Here is a 22124-nt window from a genome sequence, read left to right as displayed (position 1 = left end):
AGGAATAATAAATGAAAATTTTAGTTTTAAATTCAGGTTCTTCATCGATTAAATTTAAATTTTTTGATAATAAAATCGTTAAAGCGAGTGGTTTAGTAGAGAAAATCGGAGAGCAAAATTCAAAAGTTATATTAAAAAATGTTTTAAATAATGAAAGTTTTGAAAGAGAATTAACGATAAATAATCACGAAGAAGGGCTTAGTATAGTCAATGAGCTTTTTAAAGAATCAGGAATTTTAGCGGATTTAAATGCTCTTGATGGCTGTGGTCATCGTATAGTTCATGGGGGAATAAATTTAAGTGAGCATTGTTTAGTAGATGACTATGTTCTTAAAGAAATAGATAGGGTTAGTATTTTTGCTCCTTTACATAATCCTGCCCATTTAGCAGGTATAAAAACAATGATTAAAGCTGCACCTAGTGTTGCAAATGTGGCTATTTTTGATACAGCTTTTCATCGTACTATGCCTGATTTTGCTTATATGTATGCTTTGCCTTATGATTTTTATGATAAGTATAATATTAGAAGATATGGTTTTCATGGGACTTCCCATGCTTATGTTAGTTCTAGAGCGGCAAAATTTCTTCAAAAAGATCAAGATGAATTAAATGTTATCTCTGCTCATCTTGGAAATGGTGCAAGTGTATGTGCTATAGAAAAAGGTAAAAGTGTGGATACTTCTATGGGATTTACTCCGCTTGAAGGACTTATTATGGGAACGCGTTGCGGGGATATAGATCCTGCTATTTTACCTTTTATAAGCCATATTAAAAGTTTAACTATAGAAGAAATAGATACACTGATGAATAAAAAAAGCGGAGTATATGGAATTTGCGGTTATAATGATTTTAGAGATATAGAACGAGAGATAGAACAAGGTAATGATAAAGCACGTTTGGCTCTTGATATGTTTTGCTATCGTCTTGTAAAATATATAGGATCCTACTTTGCTGTGTTGCCAAAAACCGATGCTATTATTTTTACAGGTGGTATAGGAGAAAATGATAGTTTGGTTCGACAAAAAGTATGTGAGAGATTAGCTCATCTTGGTATCGAGTTAAATTTTGAACTTAACAAACAAAGGATTTCGGGCGAAAGAATGATAAATCATGCCAATTCTAAAGTTAAAGTGCTTGTTATTCCTACAGATGAAGAATTAGAAATCGCTAGAATCACAGAAGAATTAATAAGCAATTGAAAGAGGTTTATATTTAGTAAAAATTAATTTTCTTTAGATAAAATTTTAATTAAAAAATAAAGCGTGGATTATGAAAAAATTTAAAGAATTTAGCCTTCGTTTTTTATTTAAAGTATCAGAACAACCTGTTTTAGTGAAGGATTTATTAGAGGCAAATGCACTTTTTAATGACGGTATGCTTGTAGATCCTTCTAAGCTAAATTTTAATTTCAAAATTCTAAATTCTTATATTTATTTTGGTGTTTTTTGTGCTGTGGTTTTGTTGCCATTGCTTTTAATTACTCATTATTTTTTAACAAAACTTGACTTTCATATAAGCATAGTGAGTGCTGTTATGGTTACTGCTTGTGTATTTATAGGATATGATATTTTTAAAGTTTATACTCGCAAAATAATCTCAAAAAAAATAATACAAAAAGCCTGGGCTTTGCATTTCCCTTATTTTGCTTATGAAAAATACTCTATAATGGCAGGTGAAATTTATAGGGAAGCCTTAAAAGAAGAAATTCCAAAAGCAAATTTAGAGCAGTATGTTTTAGATAAGATTATTCATTCTAAATAATCTAAAATTTGATTTTGGAATCGCATATTTTCAAGTCTTCTTTTTAAATCTTTATTTTCTTCGTTTAAAACGCTTTCTTCTGTTCTTAATGTAGCAATTTCTCTACTAAGATAATAAATTTGATTTCTAATATAAATTTGTGGAGCAAATAAAAATAACGCAAAACTAACAAGTAAAGCCGCAAAAAGAAGATGATTGAAATTTAGGTTTCTATCTTCTTTGGTGGCATTAGAGAAGCCTTCTAATAAAACATTTTTTGCCTTTTGAGCATCTTCATCATTTTGTTGTTTTTCTTGGGCTTGATTGGATGGTTTTGGAAGTTCTTGTTTATTTTCTTGTGGTGTTATCTTTTTTTGTAAATTTTCCAAACTTTGTTTAATATCGGGTTGTTTTTTAATATCAGGTCGTTTTTCTATAGTTTGGGAATTTTGTATTTTAGGCTCAGTTTTTTGAATTTTTTCTATAGATTTTATAGATTCTTTTTTTTCTTTTTTATCTTGGATAGGGTTTTGATCATTTTTTGTTTGAATTTTTGGTTTGGTTTGAATATTTTTTATCTTGTTTATTTTTTTTCTTCCAAACGAAAAAATCTTTTTAGTTTTTTTATTTTCTTCTTTTTTTCTTTCTTTCATTTTGGAAAAAATTTTTTTAGCAAGAGATTGCTTTTCTTCTAATTTAACATTGATCAGATCTTCTTTTAAATATATATTTGATTTTTTGGTATGTTTTGACTCATACTCTTCATCGAGTTCTTCTAAGAATTTATTAGGAGTCTTTTTTTTAAAACGACGTCTTAAAATATCATCGCTAGAAATTTCATTTCTTAAGTCATCATCAAGCGGTTTGCCTTGATTTATAGCACGAGAAAATTTCAGCATTTTTTGGCGTATGTTTTGGCGTTCTTTTATAAAATCATCTTCTAGCATTATTTATTGTCCAAATTATTAAAATAAAAAGCCCGCATTTTAGCACAACTAGAGCGAGAATTTTTTAAAAGTTCTTCCTTGCTTGCGCTTATAGCTTTTTTGGTTATTATTTGCCCTAGGCTATGGTTATTTCCACATTCGCAACGCATTATTTTTTCATCACAAATGCAGTTTTTTGACCATTTTTTGAAAAAATTTTTTACTATTCTATCTTCCAAAGAATGAAAACTAATGATTGCTAAAATGCAATTTTTTGGTTTTAAATTTTCTAAATGCCCAAGAAAATCTTTAAGCACTTTAAGTTCTTGATTTACTTCTATTCTAATGGCTTGAAATGCTAAAGTGGCTTTGGAAATTTTTCTATGATTTTGTTTGCCTTTTCCTATGATTTGATAAAGTTCCTTGGCGCTTTTGATTGGATTTTTACTTCTTTCTAGGCAAATTTTTTCAGCAATAAAATGTGCATCGTGCAATTCTCCATAATCTTTAAAAATAGAAGTTAATTGCTCTTTTGTATAAGTATTAATAATCTCATAAGCCGATATTTTGGAGTTTTGATTCATTCTCATATCTAAAAAGTCAGAATTTACACTAAAACCTCTTTCGTTATTATCAAGTTGAAATGAAGAAACTCCAATGTCTGCTAAAATACCTCTTAATTCTTCTTTATGTGAAATTTTTTCTAAAACTTCACTAAAATTACTTTGTATAAAAGTTATCCTATTGTGAAAATCTTTAAGACGTTTTTTAGAAAATTCTAAAGCTTGTTGATCTTGATCGCAAGCAATGATTTCAAGATCAGGATGATTTTTAAGCAAAGCTTCACTGTGTCCGCCAAATCCTAAAGTGCAGTCTAAAAAATAACCTGTTTTAAGATTTTTAAAAATCTCTTGAACTTCATTAAGTAAAACTGGCATATGAGGAATTTCCAAAATCAATCCTAATAAATTTTTATAAACTATAATTATAACTAAATTTCATTGTAAAAATCATAAAATTTAAAGAACAAATATTTTTTGGTAAAAATTTTATAATTAAACTCCACTTAAACACTTCTACGATACAATATCTAGTTTAAATTTAATCAAGGAATGATATGCTTACTTGGATGCAACATCACAAAAAATATCTTGTTGTTACTATATGGGTTAGTACTATAGCTTTTGTTGGCGCCGGCTTTTTAGGTTGGGGTGCTTATGATTTTAATCTCAATAGAAGTTCGAGTGTTGCAACTGTAGGAAATGAAAAGATAGGTTTTAGCGAATTTGATACTAGATATAGACAGATTTTAAGTTATTATAATCAAATTAGCAATGGTGCTTTAACTCCAGAAAATGCTGAGCAACTAGGCATTAAAAATATAGCCTTAAGCTCTCTTGTTGAAGATAAGCTTTTGTTAAATTTTGCTAAAGATTTGGGTATTGGCATAAACGAGAATGAAATTTTACAAAAACTTGCAAATACTAGAGAATTTCAAGATTCTACAGGGGATTTTAACAAAACAATTTATTATGAACTTTTAAATGCCAATAATTTAACTCCAAAAGATTATGAAACACAACTTGCAAATGAAGTAATTACCGATAAACTTAATCAAATTTTTAATATTCCTAGCAAAGATGAGGAATTAAAAATGTTAGCTTCTAGTTATTTTATGCAAGATGCTTTAAGTATTGCAAAAATTGATTATGACAAAAAAAATATTAAGATTAATGAAGAGGATTTAAAAAAGCTTTGGAATGAACATAAAGAAGATTATAAAACTAAAAAAATATATGAAATTTCAACTTATTTTTTGCCAGTTAGCAATGAGAAAATTGACGACAAAGAATTAGAAAAATTTTACAATCAAGATGAAAATAAACTAAAATATAAAGATTTTGCAGGTAAAGTGATGGATTTTCAGTCTGCTAAAAATGAAGTTGCTAAAGATTACGCCTTAATGCAACTAAAGAATGTGGCTAATGCTAAATTTTTAGATTTAAAAAATGGGAAAGATAATTTTCAAAAAGATCAAAATATTAGTGAATCTGATGTTTATTATCCAATTGATCTTTTGAATAAAGCTAAAAATGGAGATGTTTTACGACCAGCACCTTATAATAACGGATATATCATAGTTAAACTAAATAAAGTAGATCCTATAAGAAATAAAACTTTTGAAGAAGCTAGAGAAGAAGTTTTACCTATGTATTTAAGCGAACAAGCTAGAAAAAATTTAGAAGAAAAAGCCAAAAATAGTTTAGTAAATTTTAAAGGCGATGATATAGGCTTTTTAAGTCGAGATAGTTCTCGCGAGAGTGTAAAGCTTAGTGATAAGATATTAAATGATTCTGAATTTGCTTATTTTTTAATGAATGTATTTAATGCTGATCAAAATAGTTCTTATGTGGTCATTAACGACAATAAAGCAATATTATATAAAATAAATAAACAAAAATTAGATATGAACTCCGATAAATTTAAACAATACAAAACTATGCTTGAGCAAAATTTGCAAAATTTAAAAGCAAATGAGCTTAAGCAAGAACTTATTGATGAACTTAAAAAGATATATCCAATAAAAATTTATTATAAAGGGAATTGATTTTGAATATATTAGGAATTGACTTAGGCTCAACCCAGACTTGTGCCATTATTGCTCAAAAAGATGAAGATGGATTAAAAATTATTGGTTTTTCCAAGTCAAAAACCAACGGGGTTAAAAAAGGTGCCATTACCAATATAGAGCTTGCTTCTAAATCTATTGAAGAAGCTGTTAGAAGTGCTGAGATGATGAGCGGAGTTCATTATGATAAGGTTGTGGTGTCTATATCAGGTGCTTATACTAAAAGCGTTGATAGTGTAGGTGTTGTTAATATTCCAAATCATGAAATAGGCATTAAAGAAATCCATCGTGCTGTAAGTACAGCTAAGCATACTGCCAATCTACCAAGTGGTTATGAAATTATCCATGTTTTGCCTTATAATTTTAAGGTTAATGATCTTGAACATGTTGATGATCCTTTGGGAATGAGTGGCAATCGTTTAGAAGTTTCAACCCATATAGTGATTTCACAAGAATCTCATATTAAAAATCTTAAGAAAGCGGTTGAATTAGCTGATTTAAGAGTGGATAATATAGTTCTTTCAGGATATGCTTCAGCTATAGCTTGTTTAGATGATAGCGAAAAGGAATTAGGCGCTGTTTTGATTGATACGGGTGGAGCGATTTGTGATATGGTTGTTCATACTGGAAATTCAATTAGATACAATGATTGTTTGCAAATTGGCTCGATTAATATCACCCAAGATTTATCAATGGCATTGCATACACCTTTAAAAGAAGCAGAAAAAATCAAGCTTAATTATGCAGCTCTTTCGCAACAGCCTAACACCCTTATACAAATTCCTTCAATGGGCGATGAAAGAAAGGTTAATGAAGTTTCTTTGGATATTATTTCAAACGTAATTTATGCAAGAGCGGAAGAAACTTTGATGATTTTGGCAAAAATCTTAAGTGATAATCGTTATGCCAATGCTATAGGTGGTGGAGTTGTTTTAACAGGTGGAATGACTAAGTTAGCAGGTATTGATGAGCTAGCTCCTGCAACATTTGATAATCGCTCAGTTAGACTGGCTACTGCAAGAAAAGATTTGATTACTGGTTTTAGTGAAATTTTTAATGATCCTGAAAATACTTGTGCTATAGGACTTTGTTTATATGGAGCAGGGTATTTTACGCCTTATGAACTTGATTCTAATGAAAAATTAAGATATAAAGGGGAAATTGAAAATTTTAATCGTCAAATTAAACAAGATATTGTTTTGCAAAAAGATGCAGAAAGTGAAATAAAATCTGATTTTTTTGATGAAAATTTGCAAGAAAATGATACAATTGCAATACAAGAACAATTAGATTTTAAAGAGCCAAAAGAAAAAAAACCTAGCGTTTTTTCAAATATCTGGCATAAAATTATGAATCAATTTTAACAAGGAGAAATTTTTATGAGTGAATTTTTAGTAGAAGAAATGCAACATAATAAAGGTGCAAAAATTAAGGTTATAGGCTGCGGTGGCGGTGGCGGTAATATGATCAACCATATGGTTAAAATGGGATTAAATGATCTTGATTTAATTGCAGCAAATACTGATGCACAAGCTATTTCAATTTCATTAGCAAAAACTAAAATTCAACTTGGCGAGAAAAAAACTAAAGGTTTAGGCGCTGGTATGCTTCCTGAAGTAGGCGCAGAAAGTGCTAGAGAAAGTTTTGAAGAAATAAAAGCAAGTCTTAGTCAAAGTGATATTGTATTTATTGCTTCAGGTTTTGGTGGAGGTACTGGAACGGGTGCCACTCCAGTTATTGCACAAGCAGCTAAAGAGATTGGAGCTTTAACTGTTTCTGTTGTAACTATGCCTTTTGCATTCGAAGGAAAACAAAGAAAAAAACTTGCTGAAAGCGGTCTCCTTGAGCTTAAAAAAGAAAGTGATTCTATTCTTGTAATTCAAAATGAAAAATTATTGAGCATTATTGATAAAAAAGCAGGCATTAAAGATGCTTTTAGATTGGTTGATGATATTTTAGCTCGTGCTGTAAAAGGTATGGTGTCTATCTTGCTTGATAATGGAGATATTAATGTTGACTTTGCGGATGTAAGAACCATCATGAGTCATCGCGGACTCGCGCTTATGGGTGTTGGTAGTGCTAGTGGTGAAAATGCTATAGAAGAGGCCCTTTCAAACGCTATAGAATCTCCTTTGCTTGATGGAATGGATATTAAGGGTGCCAAGGGAGTTATTTTACATTTTAAAACAAGTTCTAATTGCTCTTTGTTTGAAATTTCGGCAGCAGCAAATAGTATACAAGAAATTGTTGATGAAAATGCTAAGATTATTTTTGGTTCTACCACAGATGATAGCATGGAAGATAGAGTTGAAGTAACTATTATTGCGACAGGATTTGAAGATAAAGATACAGTAGCTAAAAAATCTACCGAAGAAGCTCAAGCTTCTAGGAAAAATCCTTATTTAAGTCTTAAAAAGGTAAGCGGTGGTTACGATGAAGAGATAATGGCGCAAATTGAAACACCAACTTTCTTGCGTCGTCAAATGGATTAAAATTGATTTTTAAAGCAAGATTGAGTCAAATCTTGCTTTTTGTAGTTTAAATTTCTCTCCTAATAATCTTTCAAATATTTATTTTTCTTTGTTTTTAAAAGTTGGAACACTCTTTGCTTTTATAGCTATAAAATCTTAATTTTATAGGTGAAAATATGCAAAATGGATATTATCAAGCAACTGGTGGAATGGTAACTCAGTTTAATAAACTTGATGTGATTACTAATAATCTTGCCAATATTAATACAAGTGGATACAAAAGAGATGATGTGGTTATTGCAGATTTTAAAAGGATTTTTAAAGAAACTCAGGATGAGTTGCCTATAGAAAATCACACAAGAGATGCGTCTCGTTTTGTAAATACTACAATAGATGGAATCCCGCAAGTTTCTCAAGAATATACGGATTTTAGCCTAGGTTCTTTAAAGGCCACAAACAATCCTTTGGATTTGGCAATGACTAGAGAAGATGCTTTTTATTTGGTTCAAACCAAAGATGGAGAAGTAAGATTAACTAAAGATGGAAATTTTCAACTTGATGATGAGGGTTATTTGGTAAATAAGCAAGGATACAAGGTATTAAGTAGTGATTATTTTAATAATCCTCAGAATGCTGGCATACGCATTCCTAATGGTGCTGTTCAAATTAGCGTTGATAAAAACGGAAGCATTGAGGTTGATGGAGCTCAAAATGCAAGATTATTTGTAGCACAAGTAGATGATATAAGAGCTTTGCAAAAAGATGGGGATAATGTCTATAAAATAGATGATCTAACCCGCATTAGAGATTTGGAAAACTCCAATGCTATTCGCCAAGGTTTTTCTCAGGGATCAAATGTTAATCCAGTTACTGAAATGGTAGGACTGATTGAAGCAAACAGAATGGTAGAAATGTATCAAAAAGTTATGACAGCTCATATGGATGACTTAAATCAAGAAGCTATCAATAAGCTTGCAGCTGTTAAATAATTTAAAATAAAATAAAAAAAAGGATTAAAAATGATGAGATCACTTCATACTGCTGCTACGGGAATGGTAGCGCAGCAAACACAAATTGATGTTACTTCAAATAACATCGCCAATGTTAATACAGCAGGTTTTAAGAAAAGTCGCGCAGAATTTGCTGATCTTATGTATCAAGTTATGAAGTATGCAGGAACTTCAACTTCAGCTACTACTCTTTCTCCTTCGGGTATAGAAGTGGGTGTGGGTGTGCGTCCAACAGCGGTAACTAAAGTTTTTACTGAAGGAAATTTAAAATCAACAAGTACTGATGGTCTTGATATGGCTATTGCAGGTAATGGGTTTTTTCAAATACAACTTCCTGATGGCACTATAGGATATACTAGAAATGGGCAATTTACAAAAGATAATGAAGGCAATATTGTAAATTCAGATGGTTATAGACTTTTACCTGAAATGACAATACCTGAAGGCGCAACAGCAATTAATGTTGCTACAGATGGAACCGTTTCTGTAATGCTACCAGGGGAGCAACAAGAAACTCAAATTGGCCAAGTGGAGCTAGTTCAGTTTATAAATCCAGCGGGTCTTCATTCTATGGGTGATAATCTTTATCTTGAAACAGGAGCAAGTGGTGCACCTGTTGCGGGTATAGCAGGACAAGATGGACTTGGAACAATAAGACATGGATTTATAGAACTTAGTAATGTTCAGCTTGTTGAAGAAATGACAGATCTTATCACAGGACAAAGGGCTTATGAAGCGGGTTCTAAGGCAATTACAACAAGTGATGATATGCTAGGAATTGTAAATCAACTTAAGCGATAGTTGATATAAAATAAATATTTTTAATTCTTTTTTAGTTTAATGGCGTGTTAAACGCCATTAAATTTTTAGCAAGAGTAGCAAGTTTTAAATTCATAAGCAGTTGGACGAGCTTCTACTGGCCAAACTTGTGTTTCAAATTTTAAATGCTGATAGTCATCGATAAAAATATCGCTCATTACAGGTTTTAAATAAGAATTATGTCGGATTAAAGCTTCTAAACTTCCTCTTAGAGTATGTGGTAATTGCTCTATCCCTTTTTCACGTATTTCATCCAAAGTAAGATCAAATAAATTTTCATCCATAGGACCTACAGGAATGGTTTTATTTTTGATTCCATCAAGCCCTGCCATTAAAAGACTAGCAAAAGCTAAATAAGGATTAGCAGTACTATCAGGGAAGCGAATTTCTATACGAGCTGAATTTTTACCTATGCCATAAGGAACGCGACAACTTGCTGATCTGTTTTGACAAGAATAAGTTAAAATACAAGGAGCTTCAAAGCCAGGAACTATTCTTTTGTAAGAGTTGGAACTTGGATTTGTAAAAGCTGCGACACTTCTAGCATTTTTTAAAATTCCACCTATATAATTTATAGCAGTTTGACTAAGTCCACTGTATCCATCTTTATCGTAAAATAAATTTACCCCATCTTTCCATAAGCTCATATGAACATGCATACCATTGCCATTATCTCCGTATAAAGGTTTTGGCATAAAAGTGGCAGTTTTGCCATTTAAATGAGCTACCATTTTTACAACATATTTATAAATTTGAACATTGTCAGCTGCTTCTACAAGCGTGCCAAAATTTACTCCTATTTCAGCTTGTCCTTGTGCAACTTCATGATGATGAACAAAAGTTTTAAGACCTACTTTTTCAAGGGTTTGAACCATTTCAGAACGAATATCTACTAAAGAATCAATTGGCTGAACTGGAAAATATCCACCTTTGTTTCTTGGCCTGTGTCCAGTATTGTAGCTATCGGTAAATTCTCTATCATCATTCCACTCTCCTTCTTCGGTATCAACTTCATACTTAGAACAATGAGTAGTATCAACTATTTTTACACTATCAAAAACAAAGAATTCATTTTCTGGTCCAAAGTAAGCAGTATCAGCTATGCCACTATTTTTAAGGTATTCCATTGCTTTTTTTGCTATGCTTCTTGGACATTTTTCATACATTTGTCCTTTGTAAATATCATACACATCACAAAATACTATGATAGTAGGATCAGCTGTAAAAGGATCTAAAAAAGCACTTTGAGCATCAGGTTTTAAAATCATATCTGATTTTTCTATAGGTTGCCATCCATGGATTGAGCTTCCATCAAATGGAATGCCAGTTTGAAATGTTTCTTCATTGATTGCATGAAGATTATAGGTAATATGATGCCAAGTTCCTATCATATCTGTAAAACGAAAATCAACAAAAAGCACTTCATTTTGTTTGCAAAATTTGAAAAAATCATCTATATTATTAACAAATTTTCCCATATTTTTACTCCTTTATGTAATTAAATTTATAAAATTATATCATAAAATTTTTAATTAAGATTTAATTAATATATTTTTTTTAATAAATTTAAAAATTTAATTTAAAAAGATTAAAAAATAAAAATTTATATTTTTGTTTTAGATAAAATTGATTATAATTTTAAGCAATTATTGAAAATCTAGATTTAAAAAAGGGAAAAAAATGACTCAAGAAGAGCTTGATGCTTTGATGAATGGTGATGTTGATCTTGATTCAGAGACAGAAGCAGAGGTAAAAACCGAAGAATCGAATACCGAAGAAGATGCTTTGATGTTAGAAGATGTCAAAATAGCTGATTACAAACCTAATCCTAGTGTAGTATGGCCACCACCCCCACCAAATCAGGAACATAAAGTTGTACATCAGTTAGATGATGTTACAAAAGATAGCGAGCTTAAAGCAACGGAAATGATGGATAAGCTTGAAAGTATTAATAATTTTTTTGCGGATTCTGAAAGTTTACTCAAAGAAATAAATAAAGCAATAGAAAAAAATATTGATATTTTTTCCAAACTTAATGAAAAATTTCCTAATGTAGAAAGTTTCAGTGAAGCTTTAGAATTAAACAATCAAGCTAAAAAAAGTTCTAGGGAGATTGTCGGAAATCTTCAAAGCGGACAAGATGAAGTGATGATGGCAATGGATGCAATGCAGTATCAAGATATACATCGTCAAAAAATCGAACGTGTTATTAATGTAATGCGTGCTTTAAGCCGTTATATGAGTTCTTTATTTGAAGGTAAAATTGATGATAAAAAACGTGTAAGTTCTGCAGTGCATATTGAAGGTGATAGCACTACTGATGTTGTAAGTAATGATGATATAGAAGCTTTAATTGCAAGTTTAGGGCAAAAATGATCATTCCTGAAATAGTAGCTCCTGCAGGAAATTTCACAAAATTAAAAATTGCTTTAGCTTATGGTGCAGATGCGGTTTATGCGGGTGTGAATAATTTTTCTTTAAGATCACGTACTGCAAGAGAATTTAATTATGAAAGTTTTGAAGAAGCTATTAAATATACCCATGAGCGTGGTAAAAAAATTTATGTCACTTTAAATGGTTTTCATCTAAGCTCTCAAATTGAAGGCTTAAAAAGACATATATTAAAATTACGTGAGATGAAACCCGATGCTTTTATTGTAGCTTCTGTTGGAACTATGCGTCTTGTTAAAGAGCTTGCACCTGAAATTTCTTTACATGTTTCTACTCAGGCGAATATTTTAAATTATTTAGATGCTCAAGTTTATAAGGATATGGGCGCTAAAAGGGTTGTAATTGCGAGAGAATTAGGGCTTAAAGATGCTAAAGCTTTAAAAGAAAATTGCGATATTGAACTTGAAGCCTTTGTGCATGGTTCTATGTGTTTTGCTTATTCTGGGCGTTGTTTAATAAGCTCTGTGCAAAGTGGAAGAATGAGTAATCGTGGATCTTGTGCAAATGATTGCAGATTTAATTATGAGCTTTATGCTAAAAATCCAGAAAATGGTACTTTATTTCGTTTAGAAGAAGATGAAAATGGTACTCATGTTTTTAATTCCAAAGATTTAAATCTTTGTTCTTATATAGAAAAAATCATGCAAGAAAATTGTATCAGTGCTTTTAAGATAGAAGGACGCACCAAAAGCGAATATTATGTTGCGCTTACAACAAGAACTTATAAAATGGCTATACAGGATGTTTTAGAGGGTAAGTTTGAGTCAAACAAGTATGAAAAAGAGATTGCTACGCTTAAGAATCGTGGTTTTACAGATGGCTATCTTGTTTCGCGTCCTTTAGAAAAAACCGACACACAAAATCATAATACAAGCATAGAAGAAGGCTCTCATCAAGTGCATGCTATAAGCGAAGATGGAAGCTTTTTTAAATGCAAAGGAAAAATCGTTTTAAACACGCCTTATGAAATTTTAGCTCCTTTAGGCGATGTGATTCAAACTTGTGACAATGAACTAGGTAAAATTTATCAAAAAGAGGATAAATATTTTATAGAGTTTAAAAAACTCATTGCTAAAAACAATAAAGAATTTAGTGAAATTCATAGCGGTAATGAACATGAAATTCAATTACCAAGTAAAATCAGTGCATTAAGTTTTTTAAGAAAGGAAATATAGATGAATTTTGTTTCTATTTTAATGGGAAGCAAGAGTGATTATGAGACTATGAAAGAGGCTGCTAAAACTTTAGAAAGTTTTGGGGTAAAGTATGAACTTATTATCTCATCAGCTCATCGTAGCCCAAAAAGAACAAAAGAGTATATTACAAATGCTGAAGAAAAAGGTGCGAAAGTTTTTATAGCAGCAGCTGGAATGGCAGCGCATTTGGCTGGAGCTGTTGCAGCTTATACCACAAAACCTGTTTTAGGAGTGCCTATGCCAGGAAGTAATCTTGCAAGTATGGATTCTTTGTTTTCTACGGTGCAAATGCCTAGTGGAATTCCTGTAGGAACTTTAGCTATTGGTAAGGCTGGAGCAATCAATGCTGCTTATTTGGCTATGCAAATTTTAGCTATTTATGATGTTGATTTAGCACAAAAACTTAAAGAAGATCGTCTTGAAAAAGAAAAAAAACTTGTATCTGATTCAAAAGAAGTAGAAGTTTTATTATAAGGGATAAAAATGCAAACCTATCTTGAACTTGAAGAATTTTGTAAACTTGTGCATTTAAATGAAGATGTGGTTAAAGGTATGATGGCTAATGGGGCTTTAAATTTTAAAGAAGAAGAGGGTAAAATTTACATCGAAGCTCATCAAGGTACTTTTAGTGTGGTGCCTAGTGCTGCAAAATCTCAACCTGCAATGGTAAATTCAATGACTTTAGCAGGGGAAAGTTTTGTTGAAAAAACAATAGGAACTATTTTAAATTTACATGAAAAAGTTTTAGATGCTAAAGATGAAACACTTGAAGCATTAAAAAATGAGAATAAATTTTTAAAAGATGCTCTTTATTCTATGCAAGAACTTTATGATGAAGATAGAAAAACTATAGAAACCTTAAACAATGAGTTAAAACATGCGCGTGAAGAGATAGAATTTCTCAAACGTAAATATAAATTAATGTGGAGTAAAACTGCAGAAATTTTTGGAGCTAAGACAGAGCCTGATTTGGAAATGAATAAAAATTTAGAAAAACCTATTGAAAATATGGAACGATAAAGAGAGATACAATGACTTTTTCACAAATGATACTTAATTTACAAAATTATTGGCAAGAGCAAGGTTGTGCGATTATGCAACCTTATGATATGCCAGCAGGTGCAGGAACCTTTCATCCAGCAACTTTTTTAAGAAGTTTAGGAAAAAAACCTTGGGCAGCTGCTTATGTGGCTCCAAGTAGAAGGCCTACTGATGGACGTTATGGTGAAAATCCTAATCGCTTAGGTGCTTATTATCAATTTCAAGTTTTGATTAAACCTAGCCCTGATAATATTCAAGAATTATATCTTAAAAGTCTTGAAAATTTGGGTTTTGATTTAAAAAGTCATGATATTCGTTTTGTTGAAGATAATTGGGAGAGTCCAAGTTTGGGTGCTTGGGGTTTAGGCTGGGAAGTATGGCTTGATGGTATGGAGGTTACTCAATTTACTTATTTTCAGCAAGTTGGCGGTATAGCAGTAGATTTAGTAAGTGCTGAAATTACCTATGGCCTTGAAAGAATAGCCATGTATCTTCAAAATGTTGATAATGTTTATGATATAGTTTGGAGTGAATTTAATGGAGAAAAAATTAAATACGCAGATGTGCATAAGCAAAGTGAATATGAATTTAGTAAATACAATTTTGAAGTAAGTGATGTTAAAATCTTAAATGAGCAGTTTGAAAATTCTTACAAAGAATGTAAAAATATTTTAGAACAAGGACTAGCTTTACCTGCTTATGATTATTGTATGCTTGCTGCACATACTTTTAATCTTTTAGATGCAAGAGGAGCAATTTCTGTAGCACAAAGACAAGATTATATGTTAAAAATTCGTGAGCTTTCAAAAAATTGTGCTGAAATTTATAAGAAAAATTTAAATGAAGCTGAGTGAAATTTATAATTTTTTAGATCAATTAAGTCCCTTTAATATCCAAGAATCATGGGATAATAGTGGAATTTTGCTTGGAGATAGGGATAGTGAAATTTCAACTGTTTATTTAAGTTTAGATATTGATGAAAATATCATTAAAGAAGCGAGTGAAAATTCTTTAATTATCACACACCATCCTTTGATATTTAAAGGTTTAAAAAATTTGTATGATAAGGCTTATCCTAGGGCTTTTATTAAAGAAATGATTTGTAAAAATATTTCTTTAATCAGCATGCATACAAATTACGATTTAAGTCATTTAAATACTTATTTTGCGGAAGAAATTTTAGGTTTTAAAATTTCTTTTAAAGACGAATTTTTGATTTATGTAGAAAATTCTATGTCTTTTGAAGCTTTGTGTGACTGGGTGAAAAAAAAGTTAAATTTACAAATTTTACGTGTAAGTGATTGTGGTAAAAAAGACATTAAGCGTATTGCTATATGTACTGGAAGTGGCGGGGATTTAATTTCTAAAGTAGATGCGGATTGTTTTTTAAGTGGAGATTTTAAATATCATCAAGCTTTAGAGGCGCTTAGTAATCAAATCAGTCTTATTGATTTAGGTCATTTTGAAAGTGAGAGATATTTTTCTCAATGTTTAGCAAAAGACTTGAAAAATTTGCCGCTACAAGTTATAATAACAGTTTCAAAAAATCCATTTCAATATTTTTAAGGAAAATAAATGAATAAATATCTCGAACAATTAGTGCTTTTATCAAAAATAGATCAAGAAATTGATAGTTATGAACCAAAAATAGACAGTATTAATAAGACTTTAAAAGATGCTGAGTTAAAAATAGGAAAAATCAACACAGATTTAGAAAAAATCGATGAAGAAATTAAAGATATAGAAAATCAAAAAGTGCAAAATAATGCTCATATTTCCGAGTTTTCAGCAAAAATTAAAGAGCTTTCTAAAAAAAGTGGTGCAGTAAAAACAGAAAAAGAAGCTAATGCTTTAAAAATTGAAGAAGATATTGCAAAAGAGCAATTAGACGCTGCAAATGATGAAATTGTAAGACTAGATAAAATTTTAGAGAATAAAGAAACTTATAAAAAAGAACTTGAAGAAGAAAAAATCAAACAAGAGCAAAATATTAATGAGATTAGAGTAAGCATTAAATCTGAAATGGAAGTTCTTGAAAAAGATAGAATGAGTGTTTATGATAAAAAAACCAAACTTGTGGGCGAGATGAATCAAAAAGTTTTAAGTTTTTATGAGAAAATTCGCAAATGGGCGAAAAATACTGCTGTAGTTCCTGTTAAAAAACAAGCATGCTATGGATGTTTTATGAAAATTTACGATAAGACTTATCTGTCTATTGTAAAAGGTGAAGAGATTGTAACTTGTCCTCATTGTGGAAGAATTCTTTATAAAGAGCAAGAAGAGCAAAATTGATCTTTTTTTATTATTTTTTAACTTGGACGGCATTTTTATTTTGTGCCGTCTTTATTCTTTTGCTTTCTTTTTTAAAATCCAAATACAAAATTAGTTTAAAATCTCGATTTTTTCTTTATAAAAATTTACATCAAGAAAAAGCTGATGTACATTTTCATGCTTGTTCTTACGGGGAGGTAAGAAGTATTAAAGCTTTGGTTTTGAAATTTGATTCAAGAATAACTACTATTACTCAAACAGGTTTTGAATGTGCAAAAGAATTTTGTAAAAAGGTAAATTATCTTGCTTTTGAAAATTTTTTGCCTTTTTGGTTTAATCCTTGTAAGGTTTTGGTAATTTTTGAAGCAGAATATTGGCTTATGCTTGTTTTTATGGCACGTATTTATAAGGCTAAGATTATTTTGCTTAATGCGAGAATATCTGATAAATCTTATCATTCTTATCAAAAATTTTCTTTTTTTTATAAAAAAATTTTTTCTTATATTGATGAAGTTTTTGCTCAAAGTGAATTAGATAAAGTAAGACTTGAAAGTTTGGGAGCTAAAAATGTTAAAATTTTTAAAAATATTAAGGCAAATTTAGAAATTAAAAATAATAAAATTTATACCAAACCTAAGGAAAAACTTATCATTTTTGCTAGTACTCATAAAGATGAAGAAGAGCTTTTACTTGATCATTTTAAACTAGAAGAAAATGAAAAACTCATTATCGCCCCACGACACCCTGAGCGTTTTAAAGAAGTTGAAAATTTACTTTTAAACAAAGGTTTAGAATTTGAAAAATTTAGTTCTTTAAAAGATGAAAATAAGAAATTTTCTAAAAAAATTTTACTTTTAGATACTTTAGGGGAGCTTGTAAATTTTTATGCAATTTCTGATGTTGTTGTGCTTGGAGGTTCTTTCATAGAAGGTATAGGAGGACATAATCCTATAGAAGTGGCATATTTTGACAATGTATTAATCAGCGGGAAATTTATTCACAATCAAAAGGCTTTGTTTGAAGAAGTAGAAAATGTATATTTTTGTGAAAATTTAAAAGATTTAAATGATAAAATCCATTATTTAAATTTAAAAGCTAAAATTTCCAAAAAAGAAAATTTAGATCTTATCATGCAAACTATACAAAAGGGAATTGATGCAAGAAAAAGCTTATAAACTCTTAGCTTTGCAAGAAAAAATTTCAAATCGTGAAGCTAAAGATTTGATTGATAAGGGTTGTGTTTTTTCACATGGAAAAAAAGTTGTGGTTGCTAGAGCTTTGATGAACGATAAGGCAAGATTTAATGTGATAAAAACCAAAAATCCTCAAATTATTTTTGAAGATGATAAGATTATTGCTATTAATAAACCTTACGCTTATGTGAGTGAAGACTTGGAGAAAAAATTTAATGCCAAGCTTTTAAATCGTTTAGACAAAGAAACAAGCGGTGTGATTTTGCTTTGCAAAGATGAAGATTTTAGAAAGCTTTGTATAGAAGAATTTAAAAAACACAGAGTTTATAAAAGTTATATTGCGGTTTTAGATGGGGTTTTGGCTGAAGAGGTTGAAGTGAATGAGCCTATTTTTACCATAAAAGCAAAATGTGGAGCATTAAGTAAAGTTTCAAAAGATGGTTTAAGTGCCTTAAGTATCATTACTCCTATTATGTTGCAGTCAAAAAAAACCTTAGCAAAAATAGTCATTCAAACAGGTAGAACTCATCAAATCAGAGCGCATGCTAAATTTATAAAACATGGCGTTGTAGGTGATGAAAAATATGCTAAAATTTCAAGCGATAGAATGTATTTACATAGTTATGAAATTAAAATTTTTGATTATTATTTTAAGGCTGAGCTAGATAATAGTTTTGCAAAAGTTGGCTTTGAGATAAAAAATTTAGATTTTTAAAGCCATTTAAGAAAAAATTTTGTATAATGCAAGGTTTAATTAAAAATTTTATAGAAAGGTGATAAAGTGTTTGAGTTAGTTAGCGAATCTTTTAAATCAGCGATTAATAAATTACGTTTTGTTGATGATGAAAAAGCACTTAAGAACGCTTTAGAAACCTTAAAAAAAGCTCTTTTAAAAGCAGATGTTCACCATAAGGTAACTAAAGAGCTTTTGACTTCGATAGAAGAAGATGTAAAGCAAAACGGAATAGGTCAAAAACAATTTTTAAATGCCATTAAAGTAAATTTAGAAAATATTTTAAGTGTCAATAGCAAAAATCAAGGTTTTGTTTTTGCTTCTAAACCCCCAACAGTAGTTCTAATGGCAGGTTTGCAAGGGGGCGGTAAGACTACAAGCACTATCAAACTTGCAAATTATTTAAAATTACGCAATAAAAAAGTTTTAGTTGCAGCTTGTGATTTACAGCGTTTAGCGGCAGTGGAGCAGCTAAGACAACTTTGTGAAGCTAATGAAATTGAAATTTTCTTCATAGAAAATGAAAAAGATCCTATTAGGGTTGCTAAAGAGGCTTTAAAAAAGGCTGAAAGTTCTATGGTGGATGTTTTGCTTGTGGATACTGCTGGGCGTTTGGCTATAGATGAGACTTTGATGAATGAATTAAAAGCAGTTAAGGATGTTTTAAATCCTGATGAGATTTTCTATGTTGCTGATGCAATGAGTGGTCAAGATGGGGTTAAGACTGCGGCTAGTTTTAATGAAGTTTTAGGTATCAGCGGGGTAATTTTATCAAAATTTGATGCAGATACTAAAGGTGGAGTAGCCTTAGGTATAGCAAAACAAATCGGTATTCCTTTAAGATTTATTGGTGTAGGTGAAAAAGTAGCAGATTTAGAAGTTTTTATACCAGATCGCATAGTAAGTCGTATCATGGGCGAGGGTGATTTGGCTACTTTAGCTGAAAAAACTGCTGCAGTGATTGATGAAAAAGAAGCTAAAAAACTCAATCAAAAAATCAAAAAAGGTGAATTTAATTTTAATGATTTTCTTAACCAAATGGAAAGTATTAAAAAATTAGGAAGTATGAAGTCTTTAATCGGTATGATACCAGGGCTTGGCGGAATGGCAAATGCGGTAAAAGATATAGATTTGGATAATTCTAAAGAGATTATACATATTAAGGCAATGATTTCTTCAATGACTCCAAAAGAAAGAGAAAATCCTGATTTGTTAAATAATGCTAGAAAACGTCGTATAGCAGAGGGAGCAGGTCTTTCTCAGGTAGAAGTCAATCGTTTTTTAAAACAATTTAGTAATGCAGCAAAACTTGCAAAAAGATTTTCAGGCAAAAAAGGAATGGAGAATTTGACACAAATGATGAGCCAAGCTAGAAGACAATTTTAAATTTTATTTATAAATACTTTTTATAGTATCTATAAATAAAATTTTTAATTTTTAAGGAGTATAAATGACAGTTATTAGACTTACAAGAATGGGTAGAACTAAAAGACCATTTTATCGTATTGTGGTTACAGACAGTAGAAAACGTCGCGATGGTGGTTGGATAGAAAGTATTGGATATTATAATCCTATGGTAGAACCTGAGGTAATTAAAGTTGATGCAGAGCGTTTAGCTTATTGGAAAAGTGTTGGTGCAAAACTTAGCGATAAAGTTGCTTCTATCACTAGCAAATAATCATGGTAGAGAATTTTCTTAGGGAATACGCAAAATTAATTGCAGATTATCCTGAACAGATTAACACTCAAAAAATTGAATTAAGTGAAAATTTTTTTGAGATTGTTCTTTTTGCACATAAGGTTGATACAGGTAAGCTTATAGGTAAAAATGGAAAAATGATCAATGCTATAAAAACCGTAATCTCTGCTTATAAGAGCAAGGATGCAAGTTCTTATAGGGTAACGGTAAAAGCACTTGAGTGAAAAAGATTTTGTTCAAGTTGCAAAACTTGGTAAAACTGTGGGTCTTAAGGGTTATGTAAAATTGCATAACCTGAGCGACTTTTCTTCTCAATTTAAAAAAGATGCTACCTTTTTTATAAAAAATACCAAAGAAATATTAAAGATTAAGCATTATAATGCAAGCAATTCTACTGTTTTATTTGAGAATTATGAAGATATAGAAAAAGCTAAAGAATTAACCAATCTTATTCTTTTTCAGAGTATCGAGAAAAGCAGACAAACTTGTAAATTAAAAAAAGATGAGTTTTTTTATTTTGATATTTTAGAGTGTGAAGTTTTTGAAGAAGATAAAAGATTAGGTAAAGTTGTTGATATCTTGGAAACTGGAGCTTCTTATTTATTTGAAATTCAAAGTGATGAAAAATGGGTGAATAAAAAATATTCTAAAATATTTTTTATTCCGTATCTAGATAAATTTGTTAAAAATATAGATATAGAAAAACGACAGATTTTTTGCACGCAAGATGCTTTTTTAATTTTAGAAAATTCATGAAATTTAGTTTCGTTTCTTTATTCCCTAATCTTATGGAATTTTACTTTCAGGATTCTATACTTGCAAGAGCAAAAGAAAAAAAACTTTTCAAACTTAATTTTTATAACCCAAGAGATTTTTCTAAAAATTCTTATCATAAAGTCGATGATTATAAAATAGGTGGTGGAGCTGGACTTTTGATGCAAGCTGAACCTATGTATGAGGTGTTAAAAAGTATTCAAGAAAAAAAAGAAAATCCCTATTTTATTTTTTTAAATCCAAGTGGTAAAACTTTTAATCAAAAAGACGCCAAACGCTTAAGTAAAAAAGAACACATAGTTTTTGTATGTGGGCGCTATGAAGGTATAGATGAAAGAGTGCTTGAAATTTTTGGGAATGAAGTTTTTAGCATAGGGGATTTTATTTTAACAGGAGGAGAATTACCTGCGCTTGTAATGTGTGATGCGATTTTAAGAAATGTTAACGGGGTTTTAGGGAATATGGAAAGTTTGGAAGAAGAAAGCTTTGAAAATAATTTACTCGAAGCACCTGCTTTTTCAAAACCTTTTATTTTTGAGAAAAAAAATCAAAAATTTTATACTCCTTCAGAGTTTTTAAAGGGTAATCACGCTAGAATTGCAAGTTTAAAAACTACTTTGGCGTCTTGCAAAACGAAATTTTTTCGTCCAGATTTATTTTTAGAGCATGAACGCAAAAAATAAGGGATTTTTATGAAAAATAAATATATAGAACAATTTGAAGCAAAACAAATTGAAGGTAAAAATGTTCCAGATTTTCGTGCTGGTGATACTTTAAAGCTTGCAATTCGTATCAAAGAAGGAGATAAAACAAGAATCCAAAATTTTGAGGGTATTTGTATTGCTAGAAGAGGTAATGGCGTAAGCGAAACTTTTATCGTACGTAAAATGGGTGCTAATAATGTTGGCGTTGAGAGAATTTTCCCTATTTATAGTGAGAGTTTGGAAAGTATTATTGTTTTGCGTCGTGGTCGTGTACGCCGTGCAAGATTATTCTACTTAAGAGACAGACGCGGTAAAGCAGCACGTATTAAAGAGCTTAAAAAATAATTTATAATTATTTTTTATTATAAGTCTAACAATTAAATAATTATAATTAATTTATAATTTTTATTATTTGATTTTAATTATTAATAATGCTCTTATATAATATTCCTTGTAAATATTATATA

The 22124-nt window shown here is 30.3% G+C and carries 25 protein-coding genes; 22 read left to right on the top strand and 3 right to left on the bottom strand.

All coding sequences use genetic code 11. The features are described from left to right. Positions 1-11 precede the first annotated feature (11 nt). Positions 12-1199 (top strand): acetate kinase, encoded by a 1188-nt coding sequence (locus AJ930_RS05365; protein ID WP_070274967.1) that lies wholly within the window; start codon positions 12-14, stop codon positions 1197-1199. A 70-nt stretch (positions 1200-1269) separates the two neighbouring features. Further along, complete coding sequence (locus AJ930_RS05360) at positions 1270-1761, top strand: hypothetical protein (RefSeq protein WP_070233204.1); 492 nt, start codon at positions 1270-1272, stop codon at positions 1759-1761. On the opposite strand, the gene AJ930_RS05355 is transcribed toward AJ930_RS05360, so the two are convergent. Both AJ930_RS05355 and rsmH read right to left on the bottom strand, forming a co-directional pair. Continuing rightward, positions 1749-2687, bottom strand: a complete 939-nt coding sequence (locus AJ930_RS05355) for a hypothetical protein (RefSeq protein WP_070274966.1) — start codon at positions 2685-2687, stop codon at positions 1749-1751. The two genes, AJ930_RS05360 and AJ930_RS05355, sit on opposite strands and share 13 nt — an antisense overlap. After that, complete coding sequence (gene rsmH, locus AJ930_RS05350; RefSeq protein ID WP_083263159.1) at positions 2687-3625, bottom strand: 16S rRNA (cytosine(1402)-N(4))-methyltransferase RsmH; 939 nt, start codon at positions 3623-3625, stop codon at positions 2687-2689. The genes AJ930_RS05355 and rsmH overlap by 1 nt, the downstream gene beginning before the upstream one ends. A 158-nt stretch (positions 3626-3783) precedes the next feature. Here rsmH and AJ930_RS05345 point away from each other — a divergent pair, with 158 nt between their 5' ends. The 5 genes from AJ930_RS05345 (at position 3784) to flgG (ending at position 9577) form a co-directional block, all read left to right on the top strand. Next, a complete protein-coding gene (locus AJ930_RS05345; RefSeq protein ID WP_070274964.1) occupies positions 3784-5274 on the top strand; it encodes a peptidylprolyl isomerase in 1491 nt (496 codons plus the stop codon). Further along, positions 5271-6659 carry a cell division protein FtsA gene (ftsA, locus tag AJ930_RS05340; RefSeq protein ID WP_079860504.1) on the top strand — a complete coding sequence of 463 codons (1389 nt, stop codon included), beginning with the start codon at positions 5271-5273 and terminating at the stop codon, positions 6657-6659. The genes AJ930_RS05345 and ftsA overlap by 4 nt, the downstream gene beginning before the upstream one ends. Before the next feature lie 15 nt (positions 6660-6674). Then, a complete protein-coding gene (gene ftsZ / locus AJ930_RS05335; RefSeq protein ID WP_002921956.1) occupies positions 6675-7787 on the top strand; it encodes a cell division protein FtsZ in 1113 nt (370 codons plus the stop codon). 155 nt (positions 7788-7942) lie between these two features. Then, entirely contained in the window at positions 7943-8755 is an 813-nt protein-coding gene (locus tag AJ930_RS05330; RefSeq protein ID WP_002854829.1) for a flagellar hook-basal body protein, read from the top strand. 30 nt (positions 8756-8785) lie between these two features. Next, positions 8786-9577: a flagellar basal-body rod protein FlgG gene (gene flgG / locus AJ930_RS05325; RefSeq protein ID WP_002852142.1), complete on the top strand. Its 792-nt coding sequence runs from the start codon at positions 8786-8788 to the stop codon at positions 9575-9577. Positions 9578-9642: 65 nt separating this feature from the next. Here the strand turns inward: flgG and glnA are convergent, their stop codons facing one another. Further along, positions 9643-11073, bottom strand: a complete 1431-nt coding sequence (glnA, locus tag AJ930_RS05320; RefSeq protein WP_070274962.1) for a type I glutamate--ammonia ligase — start codon at positions 11071-11073, stop codon at positions 9643-9645. A gap of 202 nt (positions 11074-11275) precedes the next feature. On the opposite strand from glnA, the gene AJ930_RS05315 reads away from it, so the two are divergent. From AJ930_RS05315 to rplS, 15 genes are all read left to right on the top strand, one after another. After that, complete coding sequence (locus tag AJ930_RS05315; protein ID WP_044794184.1) at positions 11276-11971, top strand: chemotaxis protein; 696 nt, start codon at positions 11276-11278, stop codon at positions 11969-11971. Continuing rightward, positions 11968-13221, top strand: a complete 1254-nt coding sequence (locus AJ930_RS05310; protein ID WP_044780520.1) for a peptidase U32 family protein — start codon at positions 11968-11970, stop codon at positions 13219-13221. The genes AJ930_RS05315 and AJ930_RS05310 overlap by 4 nt, the downstream gene beginning before the upstream one ends. Beyond that, positions 13222-13716 carry a 5-(carboxyamino)imidazole ribonucleotide mutase gene (gene purE / locus AJ930_RS05305; RefSeq protein WP_070274961.1) on the top strand — a complete coding sequence of 165 codons (495 nt, stop codon included), beginning with the start codon at positions 13222-13224 and terminating at the stop codon, positions 13714-13716. 9 nt (positions 13717-13725) lie between these two features. Beyond that, a complete protein-coding gene (locus AJ930_RS05300) occupies positions 13726-14262 on the top strand; it encodes a DUF3972 domain-containing protein (RefSeq protein ID WP_004305571.1) in 537 nt (178 codons plus the stop codon). Positions 14263-14273: 11 nt separating this feature from the next. Beyond that, positions 14274-15137: a glycine--tRNA ligase subunit alpha gene (gene glyQ, locus AJ930_RS05295; RefSeq protein WP_002852069.1), complete on the top strand. Its 864-nt coding sequence runs from the start codon at positions 14274-14276 to the stop codon at positions 15135-15137. Then, positions 15124-15849, top strand: coding sequence for a Nif3-like dinuclear metal center hexameric protein (locus AJ930_RS05290; protein ID WP_002932958.1), 726 nt, complete (start codon positions 15124-15126; stop codon positions 15847-15849). Before glyQ ends, AJ930_RS05290 begins: the two co-directional genes overlap by 14 nt. Positions 15850-15858: 9 nt before the next feature. Next, positions 15859-16575 carry a zinc ribbon domain-containing protein gene (locus tag AJ930_RS05285; protein WP_070274960.1) on the top strand — a complete coding sequence of 239 codons (717 nt, stop codon included), beginning with the start codon at positions 15859-15861 and terminating at the stop codon, positions 16573-16575. Continuing rightward, positions 16572-17729, top strand: coding sequence for a lipid IV(A) 3-deoxy-D-manno-octulosonic acid transferase (gene waaA, locus AJ930_RS05280; protein ID WP_004305574.1), 1158 nt, complete (start codon positions 16572-16574; stop codon positions 17727-17729). The genes AJ930_RS05285 and waaA overlap by 4 nt, the downstream gene beginning before the upstream one ends. Beyond that, the gene (locus tag AJ930_RS05275; RefSeq protein WP_053872572.1) at positions 17710-18462 is read left to right on the top strand and encodes an RluA family pseudouridine synthase; all 753 of its coding nucleotides are present in this window, start codon (positions 17710-17712) and stop codon (positions 18460-18462) included. Before waaA ends, AJ930_RS05275 begins: the two co-directional genes overlap by 20 nt. A gap of 66 nt (positions 18463-18528) precedes the next feature. Next, positions 18529-19866 carry a signal recognition particle protein gene (gene ffh, locus AJ930_RS05270; protein WP_070274959.1) on the top strand — a complete coding sequence of 446 codons (1338 nt, stop codon included), beginning with the start codon at positions 18529-18531 and terminating at the stop codon, positions 19864-19866. 64 nt (positions 19867-19930) lie between these two features. Continuing rightward, the gene (gene rpsP / locus AJ930_RS05265; RefSeq protein ID WP_002852274.1) at positions 19931-20158 is read left to right on the top strand and encodes a 30S ribosomal protein S16; all 228 of its coding nucleotides are present in this window, start codon (positions 19931-19933) and stop codon (positions 20156-20158) included. A gap of 2 nt (positions 20159-20160) precedes the next feature. Continuing rightward, on the top strand, positions 20161-20403 hold the full coding sequence (locus AJ930_RS05260; RefSeq protein WP_002861392.1) for a KH domain-containing protein: 243 nt from the start codon (positions 20161-20163) through the stop codon (positions 20401-20403). Continuing rightward, the gene (rimM, locus tag AJ930_RS05255) at positions 20396-20935 is read left to right on the top strand and encodes a ribosome maturation factor RimM (protein ID WP_053872574.1); all 540 of its coding nucleotides are present in this window, start codon (positions 20396-20398) and stop codon (positions 20933-20935) included. The genes AJ930_RS05260 and rimM overlap by 8 nt, the downstream gene beginning before the upstream one ends. Next, positions 20932-21636 carry a tRNA (guanosine(37)-N1)-methyltransferase TrmD gene (gene trmD, locus AJ930_RS05250; protein ID WP_053872575.1) on the top strand — a complete coding sequence of 235 codons (705 nt, stop codon included), beginning with the start codon at positions 20932-20934 and terminating at the stop codon, positions 21634-21636. The genes rimM and trmD overlap by 4 nt, the downstream gene beginning before the upstream one ends. 9 nt (positions 21637-21645) lie before the next feature. Then, positions 21646-22002, top strand: coding sequence for a 50S ribosomal protein L19 (gene rplS, locus AJ930_RS05245; protein WP_002861395.1), 357 nt, complete (start codon positions 21646-21648; stop codon positions 22000-22002). Positions 22003-22124: the final 122 nt, after the last annotated feature.

The organism is Campylobacter sp. BCW_6871, assembly GCF_001762325.1.
GTDB classification, from domain to species: Bacteria; Campylobacterota; Campylobacteria; order Campylobacterales; family Campylobacteraceae; genus Campylobacter_D; species Campylobacter_D jejuni.
Note: the sequence above shows the minus strand (reverse complement) of the source record. Positions and strands in the feature narration are given on the sequence as shown.

Excerpts from the sequence above, each read along its gene's own strand:
- rplS (WP_002861395.1), top strand. The coding sequence starts at position 21,646 with ATGAAAAATAAATATATAGAACAATTTGAAGCAAAACAAATTGAAGGT.
- glnA (WP_070274962.1), bottom strand. The coding sequence starts at position 11,073 with ATGGGAAAATTTGTTAATAATATAGATGATTTTTTCAAATTTTGCAAA.
- AJ930_RS05365 (WP_070274967.1), top strand. The coding sequence starts at position 12 with ATGAAAATTTTAGTTTTAAATTCAGGTTCTTCATCGATTAAATTTAAA.
- AJ930_RS05315 (WP_044794184.1), top strand. The coding sequence starts at position 11,276 with ATGACTCAAGAAGAGCTTGATGCTTTGATGAATGGTGATGTTGATCTT.
- AJ930_RS05260 (WP_002861392.1), top strand. The coding sequence starts at position 20,161 with ATGGTAGAGAATTTTCTTAGGGAATACGCAAAATTAATTGCAGATTAT.
- AJ930_RS05285 (WP_070274960.1), top strand. The coding sequence starts at position 15,859 with ATGAATAAATATCTCGAACAATTAGTGCTTTTATCAAAAATAGATCAA.
- flgG (WP_002852142.1), top strand. The coding sequence starts at position 8,786 with ATGATGAGATCACTTCATACTGCTGCTACGGGAATGGTAGCGCAGCAA.
- rpsP (WP_002852274.1), top strand. The coding sequence starts at position 19,931 with ATGACAGTTATTAGACTTACAAGAATGGGTAGAACTAAAAGACCATTT.
- AJ930_RS05345 (WP_070274964.1), top strand. The coding sequence starts at position 3,784 with ATGCTTACTTGGATGCAACATCACAAAAAATATCTTGTTGTTACTATA.
- glyQ (WP_002852069.1), top strand. The coding sequence starts at position 14,274 with ATGACTTTTTCACAAATGATACTTAATTTACAAAATTATTGGCAAGAG.
- AJ930_RS05310 (WP_044780520.1), top strand. The coding sequence starts at position 11,968 with ATGATCATTCCTGAAATAGTAGCTCCTGCAGGAAATTTCACAAAATTA.
- AJ930_RS05330 (WP_002854829.1), top strand. The coding sequence starts at position 7,943 with ATGCAAAATGGATATTATCAAGCAACTGGTGGAATGGTAACTCAGTTT.
- trmD (WP_053872575.1), top strand. The coding sequence starts at position 20,932 with ATGAAATTTAGTTTCGTTTCTTTATTCCCTAATCTTATGGAATTTTAC.
- AJ930_RS05360 (WP_070233204.1), top strand. The coding sequence starts at position 1,270 with ATGAAAAAATTTAAAGAATTTAGCCTTCGTTTTTTATTTAAAGTATCA.
- purE (WP_070274961.1), top strand. The coding sequence starts at position 13,222 with ATGAATTTTGTTTCTATTTTAATGGGAAGCAAGAGTGATTATGAGACT.
- AJ930_RS05275 (WP_053872572.1), top strand. The coding sequence starts at position 17,710 with ATGCAAGAAAAAGCTTATAAACTCTTAGCTTTGCAAGAAAAAATTTCA.
- AJ930_RS05355 (WP_070274966.1), bottom strand. The coding sequence starts at position 2,687 with ATGCTAGAAGATGATTTTATAAAAGAACGCCAAAACATACGCCAAAAA.
- ftsZ (WP_002921956.1), top strand. The coding sequence starts at position 6,675 with ATGAGTGAATTTTTAGTAGAAGAAATGCAACATAATAAAGGTGCAAAA.
- AJ930_RS05300 (WP_004305571.1), top strand. The coding sequence starts at position 13,726 with ATGCAAACCTATCTTGAACTTGAAGAATTTTGTAAACTTGTGCATTTA.
- AJ930_RS05290 (WP_002932958.1), top strand. The coding sequence starts at position 15,124 with ATGAAGCTGAGTGAAATTTATAATTTTTTAGATCAATTAAGTCCCTTT.